Genomic DNA, 12252 nt, shown 5'->3' on the forward strand with positions numbered 1-12252 from the left:
GACTCGAAGCATGACGGGGCGCGTCATGGAGCGGAATGGCTCCGGCGCGCCCCTCGCTTTGTGGAAGGGGCGGGCGCTTCCGGCCCCACCGCACTTTTTGTGGGACGGCCGGGGCCCTTTCTGTATGTGCTGGGACCCCATGAGAAAGCTGCTCGTCCCCGCCCTGCTGTCCCTCGCCGCGTGTGCCACCCAGAAGGAGGCGGCGCGGGAGGAACTTCCGGCGTCCGCGTCCGCGGCGCCTCCCCAAACCCAGGAGTCCTCGCGAATGGCATACCCGGCGACCCGGGCGGAGCAGGTGGTGGACACGCTTCACGGCGTGCAGGTGGCGGACCCGTATCGCTGGCTGGAGGACGAGAAGTCCCCCGAGGTCCAGGCGTGGATGAAGGCGCAGGACGCGCTCACGCGCGAGCACCTGGGGAAGGTGCCGGGGCGTGACGCGCTCGTGCGGCGCTTCACGGAGCTGTTCTACGTGGACTCCATCTCCCCGCCGGCGCGCCGGGGCGGCCGCTACTTCTACATCCGCACCCACAAGGACAAGGAGAAGGCCGTCCTCTACTGGCGTGACGGGGAGAAGGGCCAGGAGAAGGTGCTCCTGGACCCGAACACCTGGAGCAAGGACGGCACCGTGTCCATGGGCACGTGGGCGCCGTCGTGGGACGGCAAGAAGGTCGTCTTCGCCCAGAAGCCCAACGCCGCGGACGAGGCCGTGCTGCACGTCATGGACGTGGACACCGGCGAGTGGTCCAAGGTGGACGTCATCGAGGGCGCCAAGTACGCCTCGCCCAAGTGGACGCCGGACAACAAGGGCTTCTACTACGAGTGGCTGCCCACCGACCCGAGCATCCCCGTGGACGCGCGGCCGGGCTACACCACCGTCCGCTACCACGTGGTGGGCACGGACCCGAAGCAGGACGCGCTGGTGCACCCGCGCACCGGGGACCCCACCACCTTCCTGCAGAGTGACTTGAGCCGGGACGGCAAGTACCTCTTCATCTACATCGTCCGCGGCTGGAGCGAGAACGACGTCTACTGGAAGCGGCCGGGCGAGAAGGACTTCCGGCTGCTCGTGAAGGGGCAGGGCGCCAAGTACAGCGTCAACGCGTGGAAGGACCGCTTCTACGTCACCACGGACGAGGGCGCCCCGCGCCAGCGCGTCTTCGAGGTGGACCCGGGCAAGCCCGAGCGCGCCGCGTGGAAGGAAATCGTCCCCGAGGACAAGGTGGCCTCGCTCCAGGCCGTCAACATCGTCGGCGGACACCTGGCGCTGGAGTACCTCAAGGACGCCACCACCGAGGTGCGCGTGGCCACCCTGCAGGGCAAGCCCGTGCGCACCGTGCAGCTGCCGGGCGTGGGCGCCGCCTCCAACCTGGTGGGCCTGGAGGACCTGGACGAGGCCTACTTCGTCTTCACGTCCTTCACCGTGCCCCGCCTCGTCTTCAAGACGTCCGTGGCCAGCGGGAAGACGGAGGAGTGGGCGCGGGTGGAGCTGCCCATGGACCCGGACCTGTACACGACCGAGCAGGTCTTCTACACGTCCAAGGACGGCACGCGGGTGCCCATGTTCCTCGTGCACCGCAAGGACCTGAAGCGCGAGGGCAACGCGCCCACGCTGCTCTACGGGTACGGCGGCTTCAACGTCAGCATGGAGCCCACCTTCCGCGGCAGCATCCTGCCCTGGCTGGACGCCGGCGGCGTGTACGCGGTGGCCAACCTGCGCGGCGGCGGTGAGTACGGGAAGGACTGGCACGAGGCCGGCCGGCTGGGCCGCAAGCAGAACGTCTTCGACGACCTCCACGCGGCGGCCGAGTTCCTCGCGCGCGAGAAGTACACGCAGCCCAAGCGGCTGGCCATCTACGGCGGCAGCAACGGCGGCCTGCTGGTGGGCGCGGCCATGACGCAGCGTCCGGCGCTGTACGGCGCGGTGGTGTGCGCGGTGCCGCTGCTCGACATGGTGCGCTACCACCTCTTCGGCAGCGGCCGGACGTGGATTCCGGAGTACGGCACGGCGGAGAAGGCCGAGGACTTCAAGACGCTGCACGCCTACTCGCCCTACCACCACGTGCGGCCGGACGTGCGCTACCCCGCACTGCTGATGATGGCCGCGGACCACGACGACCGCGTCGACCCCATGCACGCCCGCAAGTTCGTGGCGGCCGTGCAGAACGCGCCTGGAAACCAGGCACCCGTCCTGCTGCGCATCGAGACGAACGCGGGACACGGTGGCGCGGACCAGGTGGCCAAGACTATTGAGTCCAGCGCTGACCTGTACTCCTTCCTCTTCCAGACCCTGGGGGTGGAGATGCGCCAGGGTGGGGTGGCGGCGCAGGGCCGCTGACACCCCGAGCGGACACCCGAGTGGGCACGGGGTGTTCCCTTGAAGGCAACGGGCCGTTCCCCAATCTTGTCCCGGGGAACGGCACACGAAATCGCCGTGTTATAGACGTGCTTCACCCCGTGTGCGCGCTCACTGAGCGGGCGGACGGGCAACTCTTCAGTGGCCTGCCCAGCAGGCGGGCCAGCAGGTGGCGGATACATGTTCTTCGGACGTGACGACAAGAAGGAAGCCCAGAAGCGGGGACTCACCGTCCCGCTCTTGCCCCTTCGGGACATCATCGTGTTCCCGCACATGGTGGTGCCGCTGTTCGTCGGCCGGGAGAAGTCCATCGCGGCGTTGAAGGACGCGATGGCGCACAAGGGGCCGGACGACAAGGCCGTCATCCTGCTGGCTGCGCAGAAGAAGGCCAAGACGAACGACCCCACCCCGGACGACATCTTCCACTTCGGTACGCTGGGCCACGTCATCCAGCTCCTCCCCCTGCCGGACGGCACGGTGAAGGTGCTGGTCGAAGGCGTGCGCCGCGCCCGGGTGAAGAAGTTCCACCCCAACGACGCCTTCTTCATGGTCGAGGTGGACGAGGTCGAGGAGCAGACGGAGAAGAGCGTGGAGCTCGAGGCGCTCGTTCGCAGCGTCCACTCCGTGTTCGAGGCCTTCGTCAAGCTCAACAAGCGCATCCCGCCCGAGATGCTCATGCAGGTGGCGAGCATCGACGACCCGGCGCGGCTGGCCGACACCATCGTCGCGCACCTCTCCCTCAAGCTGAACGACAAGCAGGCCCTGCTCGAGACGGAGTCCCCGGCCAAGCGCCTGGAGAAGCTCTACGAGCTGATGCAGGGTGAGATCGAGATTCTCCAGGTGGAGAAGAAGATCCGCACGCGCGTCAAGAAGCAGATGGAGAAGACCCAGAAGGAGTACTACCTGAATGAGCAGATGCAGGCCATTCAGAAGGAGCTGGGTGAGCGCGACGAGTTCAAGAACGAGATCCAGGAGATCGAAGAGAAGCTGAAGAACAAGCGGATGAGCAAGGAGGCCACGCTCAAGGTCAAGAAGGAGCTGAAGAAGCTCCGGATGATGAGCCCGATGAGCGCCGAGGCCACCGTCGTTCGCAACTACATCGACTGGATCATCAGCCTGCCCTGGTACGACGAGACCCAGGACCGCCTGGACGTCACCGAGGCGGAGCGGGTGCTCAACGAGGACCACTACGGCCTGAAGAAGCCGAAGGAGCGCATCCTCGAGTACCTGGCCGTGCAGCAGCTGGTGAAGAAGCTCAAGGGCCCCGTGCTGTGCTTCGTCGGTCCTCCGGGCGTCGGCAAGACGTCGCTGGCGCGCTCGATTGCTCGCGCCACGGGCCGCAAGTTCGTGCGCCTGTCGCTGGGCGGCGTGCGTGACGAGGCGGAGATTCGCGGCCACCGGCGCACGTACATCGGCGCGATGCCGGGCAAGCTCATCCAGTCGCTGAAGAAGGCGGGCAGCAACAACCCCGTCTTCCTGCTCGACGAAATCGACAAGATGTCCACCGACTTCCGTGGCGACCCGAGCGCGGCGCTGCTGGAGGTGCTGGACCCCGAGCAGAACCACAACTTCAACGACCACTACCTGGACCTCGACTACGACCTGTCCAAGGTGATGTTCATCTGCACCGCGAACACGATGCACAACATCCCCGGTCCTCTGCAGGACCGCATGGAGGTCATCCGCATCGCGGGGTACACCGAGCCGGAGAAGCTCTCCATCGCTCGCCGCTACCTCATCCCGAAGGAGCAGGAGGCCAACGGGCTGACGGACATCAAGGTGGACATCAGCAACGAGGCGCTGAAGACCATCATCCACCGGTACACGCGTGAGTCCGGCGTGCGCTCGCTGGAGCGTGAGATTGGCGGCGTGTTCCGCAAGATTGCGCGCGACGTGCTGAAGAACGGCAAGCGCGACATCGAGGTGGACCGCAAGACGGCGATGAAGTTCCTGGGCACCCCGCGGTTCCGCTACGGCGTGGCGGAGCGCGAGGACCAGGTGGGCATCGTCACCGGCCTGGCGTGGACGGAGCTCGGCGGTGAAATCCTCACCACCGAGGCCACGGTGATGCCGGGCAAGGGCAAGCTCATCATCACCGGCAAGCTGGGCGAGGTGATGCAGGAGTCCGCGCAGGCGGCCATGTCGTACGTGCGCAGCCGGGCGGAGCGCTTCGGCATCGACCGGAAGGTGTTCGAGAACTACGACATCCACGTGCACCTGCCCGAGGGCGCGATTCCGAAGGATGGACCTTCGGCGGGCGTCACCATCTGCACGGCGCTGGTGAGCGCGCTGACGCGCACCCTCATCCGCCGCGACGTGGCGATGACGGGCGAAATCACGCTGCGCGGCCGGGTGCTGCCCATCGGCGGCCTGAAGGAGAAGACCCTGGCCGCTCACCGGGCGGGCATCAAGACGGTCCTCATCCCGAAGGCCAACAAGAAGGACCTGAAGGACATCCCGCTGAAGATTCGCAAGCAGCTGCGCATCGTCCCCGTGGAGTTCGTGGACGAGGTGCTCCGCGAGGCGCTCGTGCTGGAGAAGCCGGAGGAGTTCGGCCGCAAGCCGCTGTCCACCGACGGCGCCAAGACGACGTCGACGACCGCCGCCGAGCTGCCGGCCTCGTCGCCGGCTTCGGCCCCGGCGTAGCGCTGAGTCGCACGGGTTGAAGGCTCCCTCCCTGGAAGGGGAGGGGCACCGGGTTGAAGAGAAGCCAGGATGCCGGACGACACAGGTCGCCGGGGTCCTGGCTTCTCTGTTTTCTGGCGAGGCAGCTCGCCCAACTTCGCGCGGGCGAAGCTCCAGGGGCGCTACATCACCCATCACTTCGAGGACTGCGACTTCACGAAGTCGAACCTGAGCGACTCCCACCTCGGAGGGACGTTCGTGCGATGCACCTTCTCGGGCGCCAACCTCAAGGGCGCGAACCTGCACCACTGCACCTTCGAGCGCTGTGTCTTCGAGGATGCCCGACTCGCTCACGTCTCGTTCAACGGCAGCACGCTGTCCGACTCCCCCTGAGCGCGGAGCAGGCCGCTGGCTGCATCCTGGTCAATGTCCGCCAGGTCGAGACAGGTTCCTAGCGAGGGTGCGCCTGGGTGCCTGTATGCCTTGGACAGACGTTCGCGCTCACGGTTCGAGGCTGACTCTCATGGTGCAGGGGTGACCCAGGTTCAACGGCGATTCGAGTCCTGTAGCTTCTCTCGGCTTCCACTCTGGGCTCCTCACGGCCGCCGTACCGCCGGGGTCCTCGGAATGGCGGCGCTCGCACGCCGAGAGAGGATTCCATGACGCGAGTAGGACCGAAGTGGTGGATAGGTGTGACGTTGGCCGTCTGCGCCGCGCTGGCGGGCTGCGGTCCGCAGGACGCTCAGGACACGACGCAGGCGGAGGTGATGCCGTCGGGCTCGTCCGACAGCACCTCGTTGGGATTGGAAGCCACGGGGCCCATCCTCGCCGCGGGTAGCAACCACACGGTGACCTTGAGGCAGGACGGCACCGTCTGGACCTGGGGCGACAACGCCTACGGCCAGATGGGAGATGGCACCACCACGCGCCGCTTCACGCAGGTGCAGGTGCAGGAGCTGACGGGTGTCACCGCCGTCGCCGGAGGTATCTTCCATACTGCGGCCGTGAGGCAGGACGGCACCGTCTGGACCTGGGGGCGCAACAACGCCGGCCAGTTGGGGGACGGGACGACCCTCACACGCCTCACCCCGGTGCAGGTGCCGGGACTGACGGGCATCACCGCCGTCGCGGCGGGTCGCAACCACACGGTGGCCCTGCGGCAGGACGGCACCGTCTGGGCCTGGGGCGGCAACACCTCCGGTCAGCTGGGGGACGGGACGCAGATCCAGCGCCTCGCCCCGGTGCAGGTGGTGGGGCTGACGGACGTCACCGCCATCGCCACGAACACCGAGCACACGGTGGCCTTGCGGCAGGACGGCACCGTCTGGGCCTGGGGCAACAACACCTTCGGACATCTCGGGGATGGGACCTTCACGCGCCGCGCCACGCCGGTGCAGGTGGTGGGGCTGACGGGCGCCACCGCCATCGCCGCGGGGAGCACCCATACGGTGGCCGTGAGGCAGGACGGCACCGTCTGGGCCTGGGGCTTCAACCTCTTCGGTCAGCTGGGGAATGGAACGAACTCCATCTCCGCCACGCCGGTGCAGGTGCAGGGGCTGACGGGCGCCACCGCCGTCTCCGCGGGTACCGGTCATACCCTGGCCGTGATGCAGGACGGCACCGTCTGGGCCTGGGGTGACAACGGCTACGGCCAGCTGGGCAATGGGACGACCTCCGCGTCCTCCATGCCGGTGCAGGCGCAGGGCGTGACGGGCATCACCGCCGTCGCCGCGGGTGCCGCTCACACCATGGCCATGAGGCGGGACGGCACCGTCTGGGCCTGGGGCTTCAACCACTCCGGCCAGCTGGGCGAGGGGTCCGCCAGCCAACGCCACACGCCGGTGCAGGTGCAGGGCGTGACGGGCATCACCGACATCGCCGCGAGTGACGGCCACACGATGACCTTGCGGCAGGACGGCACCGTCTGGGCCTGGGGTGACAACGTCTACGGCCAGCTCGGGGATGGGACGACCACGCGCCGCCTCACCCAGGTGCAGGTGCAGGGGCTGACGGAGGTCACCGCCATCTCCGCGAGTGACAGCCACTCGGTGGCCTTGCGGCAGGACGGCACCGTCTGGGCCTGGGGCCGCAACTCCAACGGCCAGCTCGGGGATGGGACGAACACGAACCGCTCCACGCCGGCGCAGGTGCCGGGGCTGACCGACGTCATCGCCGTCGCCGCGGGTAGCTCCCACACGGTGGCCTTGCGACAGGACGGCACCGTCTGGGCTTGGGGCCTCAACTCCAACGGCCAGCTGGGGGATGGGACGACCACCCAACGCCTCACCCCGGTGCAGGTGCTGGGGCTGACGGACGTCATCGCCGTCGCCGCGGGTAGCGCCCACACGGTGGCCCTGCGGCAGGACGGCACCGTCTGGGCGTGGGGCCTCAACTCCAGCGGCCAGCTGGGAGATGGAACGACCACGCGCCGCCTCACCTCGGTGCAGGTGCCGGGGCTGACGGACGTCACCGCCATCTTCGCGGGTGAAAATCACACGGTGGCCTTGCGGCAGGACGGCACCGTCTGGACCTGGGGCAGCAACTCCTCCGGTCAACTCGGGGACGGGACGAACACGAACCGCTCCACGCCGGTGCAGGTGCTGACGGATGTCACCGCCATCTCCGCGACTGACGGGCACTCGGTGGCCGTGAGGCGGGACGGCACCGCCTGGGCCTGGGGCGACAACTCCTTCGGTGAGCTCGGGGACGGGACGACCGACCAACGGCCCACGCCGGTGCAGGCGCAGGGGCTGACGAGCGTCGTCGCGATGGCCGCGGGGAGCACCCACACCGTGGCCCTGCGGCAGGACGGCACCGTCTGGACCTGGGGCATCAACTCCGTCGGTCAGCTCGGGAGCGGACCGCTCGCCTACCGCGTCACGCCGGTGCAGGTGCAGGGACTGACGACGAGCGTCACGGCCATCTCCGCCGGTGACGCCCACACGGTGGCCCTGCGGCAGGATGGCACCGTCTGGACCTGGGGCATCAACACCTACGGCCAGCTGGGAGACGGGACGACCACCCAACGCCGCACGCCCGCGCAGCTGCAGGGAATGACGGACGTCATCGCCATCGCCTCGGGGGCCTATCACTCCGTGGCCGTGAGGCAGGACGGCACCGTCTGGGCCTGGGGCTACAACGCCTACGGCCAGCTGGGCGACGGAACGTCCACCCAACGCCTCACGCCGGTGCAGGTGCAAGGGCTGACGTCGGTCGCGGCCATCGCGGCCGGTGAATCCCATACCGTGGCCTTGCAGCGGGACGGCACCGTCTGGGCCTGGGGGCGCAACTCCTGGGGCCAGCTCGGAGATGGGACGACGGCGCACCGCCTCAGGCCCGTGCGCGTGCAGGGGCTGACGGGCGTCGCCGCCATTGCCGTGGGCTCCCTCCACACCGTGGCCTTGCGGCAGGACGGCACCGTCTGGACCTGGGGCTACAATGATCTCGGCCAGCTGGGGAATGGGACGACCACGCGCCGCCTCACCCCGGGCCAGGTGCAGGGCCTGACGGGTGTCACCGCCATTGCCGCGGGCTACTTCCACACCGTGGCCGCGCGGCAGGACGGCGGCGTCTGGGCCTGGGGCTTCAACCCCTGGGGACAGCTCGGCGATGGCACGGCCACCAACCGCACCACGCCGGTGCAGGTGCAGGGGCTGACGGGCGTTGCCGCGCTCGCCGCCGGTTACGCGCACACGGTGGCCCTGAAGCAGGACGGCACCGTGGCGGCCTGGGGCAACAACTCCAACGGCCAGCTGGGCGATGGGACGACGACGAGCCGCTCCACGCCGGTGCTGGCGCGAGGGCTGACGGGCGTCGTCTCGCTGACGGCGGGCCGTCTGCACTCGGCGGCCATGAGCCCGGACGGCACCGGCTGGACCTGGGGACGCAACAACGCCGGCCAGTTGGGAGACGGGGCGACCGCTGACCGCTCCACGCCGGTACGCGTGCTGGTCCCGGCGGAAGGGACCTGAACCGTCCCATCGGTCAGGTCGCTCGATGAAGGCTCCCTCACGTCAGGTGAGGGAGCCTCGGGCCCGGGCAGTCGAAGGGGAGTGCGGCTGGAGCCGGTCGTTCATCGTCAGCGGGAGCGGGAGCAGTGAGTGAAGTCCCGGGCGGCCTCGGCGTCGCGCAGCGTGGCGGTCAGGACCTGGTCTCCTACGCTCAGGCGAAGCTTCCGGGTGCTTGCCTCGACCGGGGCACAGAGTTGAGCGAGGACGGGAGGCGCGGCCAGGGCCAGGCCGATGGCGAGCGACGCCATGACGGCCACCCGGATGCCTCTCGGGCTCGACCCAGGCGCCTGTCGCTTCCTCGCGGATGGCGCGGTGCTCAAGGCTCCTTCCTTCCAAGGAGCTCCCTGGCGCGCGTCATGGCGGACATGGCGTTGGGCCAGCCAACGTAGAACGCCAGGTGGGTGATGAGCTCGACGAGCTCCTCCCGCGTCACGCCGTTCTCGATGGCGCGAGGGAAGTGGAAGCCCATCTGCTCCGTCTTGCCCGTCGCCACCAGCGCCGCGCAGGTGATGAGGCTGCGGTCGCGCTTGGACAGCTCTGGCCGCTCCCAGACGTCCCCGAAGAGCACGTCATCGGTCAGCTCGGCGAGCTTGGGTGCGAAGTCGCCGAGGGCCTTCTGGGCGGCGGTGGCGGGCTTGTCGGTGGTGCTCATGGTGCGTTCTCCCTTCCAGGCTGCGCGCCGTACTGCGCGTCGGTGACCTTCTCCATCCATTCGACGACCTTGCCGTCGAGCGCCTCCTGGATGGCGAGGTGGGTCATGGCGGTGGTGGGCGAGGCGCCGTGCCAGTGCTTCTGGCCGGGCGGAATCCACACCACGTCACCGGGGCGAATCTCCTCGGCGGCGCCGCCCCAGAACTGGACGCGCCCAAGGCCCGCCGTCACGACGAGCGTCTGCCCCAACGGGTGGGTGTGCCACGCCGTGCGGGCACCGGGCTCGAACGTGACGGAGGCGCCCGAGGTGCGCGCGGGGGCATTCGCCGCGAACAGCGGGTCCACGCGAACGGCGCCGGTGAAGTTCTCGGCCGGCCCCTTGGCGGAGGGCTGAGAGCCGGCGCGGGCAATGCGCGGGGACGGAGCCGCACCGCGCGACGCGGCCGTGGAGGTGCCCGCGTCGGCGCTGGCGCTCCGGGGGTTGGCCTGGGCGAACGCGACGCCGAGCAGTGGCAGTGAGACGAGCGTGGCGACGAGCAGCTTCATGTTCATCCTCCGTTTCGGTACCGGATGGCAGCGATTGCTCGCCGGTCAGGTCTTGGAGCGCGTGGCGGCGCTCATGGAATCGACACCTGGAGGGATAAGCCCCGCCCCCGCGGGGAACTAGAGGGCACAAAGCCAACGGGCCGTTAACCCAGGATTGATAATCGGGTGCCGTCTTCGTGGATGTGCCGAGCCCTGCCTGCCGAGGCGCACCCGGGCGACGGCTCCCTCGGCAGGCGGGAGGGGCCGCCGGGTTGAAGAAAAGCCAGGAGGCCGGACGACCGAGGTCGAACGGGTGCTGGCATCTCCTTTTCTGGAGTGGCGCGCTTTCGGGGTACAACTCGGCACGGTGGCTTCGCGCGCTCGACTCCGGTGGTCATTCCTCCTGCTGGTCCTGGCGGCCACGGCCTGCGGGCCGTGCGGCTTCCAGCCAGACCCCGGCGTGAAGGTGGTGGTGCCGTCCATGCCCACCACGCTGGACTGGAGCCACTCGGACCCGGAGAGCTGGGCGAACTATCCGGTGATGCTCGCCACGCAGCGCGGGCTCACGGAGCTGGGCTCGGACTACGCCGTGCGGCCCGGACTGGCCGAGCGGTGGGAGCGCGTCACGGATGCGCAGGGCCGAGAGGTCTACACGTTCCACCTGCGGCGGGACGTGAACTGGTCGGATGGCTCGCCGCTCACCGCGCGCGACTTCGTCGTGGGCTGGAGGCGCGCGCTGCGCGGACGTGAGCGCGGGGAGATGGTGGACCTGGCGGGCGCGGCCGAGGCGCTGGCCGCGCAGGAGCGCGGTGCTCCCGAGGCGGAAGTGCGCGCGGCGCTGGAGCGCGTAGGCGTGGTGGCCGTGGACGCGCACACCCTGCGGGTGACGCTGGCCCGGCCGCGAAGCTACTTCCTGGCCCGCGTGGCCAACGTCTACATCTTCTATCCTGCGCCCGCGGCGGACCTGGCGGGCAAGTCGGACGAGGAGGTCCGCGACTACTTCGACCGGCCGCGCGATGGGCGCCCGTTGGCGCTCGGACCGTACCGCGTGGAGCGGTGGGACCGCGCCGGAGAGCGCGTGCGGCTGGTCTACAACCCGGCCACGGCGTTCCCTCCGCCGATGCAGCCCGGTGAGACGCCCGCGCCGGTGATTACGCTGATGAAGTCGGAGATTGGCCCGGCGCTGTACGAGCGTGGCCGGGTGGACTTCGTCTTCATGGACAGCGCCGCGGCGCTGCGCGTGAGCCGGCCGGAGGACCTGCAGCGCGAGCCGCTGCTGTCCACGTACTTCCTCGCGTTCAACACGGAGCGGCCTCCGCTGAACCGGCCCGAGGTGCGGCGCGCGCTGGCGAAGGCGCTGGACCGCGAGGCGCTGGTGGCGGGGCTGCTGCCGGCGGCGCGTCCGTCCAACGTGCTGCTGCCTCCGGACCTGCCGGGGGCCGCGACGACGGAGGAGGCCGCTCGCCTGCCGCGCTTCGACGCGGAGGCCGCTCGGAAGGAGCTGGCCGGAGTGCCAGGGCTGGACCGGCCGCTGCGGCTCGTCTACCGGCAGGGCGACGGGTTCCTCCCGGAGGTCGCCATCGCCGAGCGGGTGGTGGCACAGCTCGCGCGCGTGGGGGTGACGGTGGTGCTGGAGGCGCGCTCGGATTTCTCGGCGGAGATTGCCCGGCGCTCGGCGCAGGGGCCGCGCACGTATGACCTGTACCTGCGCCGCCTCGGCGGCGACTACGCGCACCCGAATACGTTCTTCACGCTGTTCGAAAAGGAAGGCAACCACCAGACGGGCTGGGAGACGCAGGCGGGCGGCGAGCCCATGGCCCGCTTCGAGCGGCTGCTGGAGGCGGGAGACGGAGAGCCGGACGAGGCGAAGGCGCGCGAGTTCTACGCGCGGGCCCAGGAGGTGCTGGTCGGCGAGCAGGCGGTGATTGCGCCCATCTACCACCCGGACCGGTACTTCCGTGCGCGCGCTCGGCTGCGCGGGCTCGACGTGGACCCGTTCAACTTCCTCGCGCTGCGCACGCTGCGATTGGGGCCGAACGCAGCGGGTGCCCAGGCCGAGGTCACGCGATGAGGGCTGGGACAGTGCAG

7 protein-coding genes are annotated in these 12252 nt (G+C 69.4%); 5 read left to right on the forward strand and 2 right to left on the reverse strand.

Translation table 11 applies throughout. The features are described from left to right. Positions 1 to 139 precede the first annotated feature (139 nt). The 4 genes from HG543_RS08610 to HG543_RS08625 all read left to right on the forward strand — a co-directional run bounded on the left by HG543_RS08610 (position 140) and on the right by HG543_RS08625 (position 8949). Positions 140 to 2335: a prolyl oligopeptidase family serine peptidase gene (locus tag HG543_RS08610; RefSeq protein WP_171817781.1), complete on the forward strand. Its 2196-nt coding sequence runs from the start codon at positions 140 to 142 to the stop codon at positions 2333 to 2335. A 198-nt stretch (positions 2336 to 2533) separates the two neighbouring features. Further along, the gene (gene lon / locus HG543_RS08615) at positions 2534 to 4999 is read left to right on the forward strand and encodes an endopeptidase La (protein WP_169344209.1); all 2466 of its coding nucleotides are present in this window, start codon (positions 2534 to 2536) and stop codon (positions 4997 to 4999) included. Between the two features lie 69 nt (positions 5000 to 5068). Next, on the forward strand, positions 5069 to 5371 hold the full coding sequence (locus HG543_RS08620) for a pentapeptide repeat-containing protein (RefSeq protein ID WP_169344210.1): 303 nt from the start codon (positions 5069 to 5071) through the stop codon (positions 5369 to 5371). A 266-nt stretch (positions 5372 to 5637) separates the two neighbouring features. After that, positions 5638 to 8949 carry an RCC1 domain-containing protein gene (locus HG543_RS08625; RefSeq protein WP_169344211.1) on the forward strand — a complete coding sequence of 1104 codons (3312 nt, stop codon included), beginning with the start codon at positions 5638 to 5640 and terminating at the stop codon, positions 8947 to 8949. A 355-nt stretch (positions 8950 to 9304) separates the two neighbouring features. Here the strand turns inward: HG543_RS08625 and HG543_RS08630 are convergent, their stop codons facing one another. Then, positions 9305 to 9640, reverse strand: a complete 336-nt coding sequence (locus HG543_RS08630; RefSeq protein ID WP_169344212.1) for a carboxymuconolactone decarboxylase family protein — start codon at positions 9638 to 9640, stop codon at positions 9305 to 9307. Then, positions 9637 to 10185: a (R)-mandelonitrile lyase gene (locus HG543_RS08635; RefSeq protein ID WP_169344213.1), complete on the reverse strand. Its 549-nt coding sequence runs from the start codon at positions 10183 to 10185 to the stop codon at positions 9637 to 9639. The genes HG543_RS08630 and HG543_RS08635 overlap by 4 nt, the downstream gene beginning before the upstream one ends. A 460-nt stretch (positions 10186 to 10645) precedes the next feature. Here HG543_RS08635 and HG543_RS08640 point away from each other — a divergent pair, with 460 nt between their 5' ends. After that, the gene (locus HG543_RS08640) at positions 10646 to 12235 is read left to right on the forward strand and encodes a peptide ABC transporter substrate-binding protein (protein WP_246356854.1); all 1590 of its coding nucleotides are present in this window, start codon (positions 10646 to 10648) and stop codon (positions 12233 to 12235) included. Positions 12236 to 12252 lie beyond the last annotated feature (17 nt).

This window comes from Pyxidicoccus fallax, from assembly GCF_012933655.1.
Classification (GTDB): Bacteria; Myxococcota; Myxococcia; order Myxococcales; family Myxococcaceae; genus Myxococcus; species Myxococcus fallax.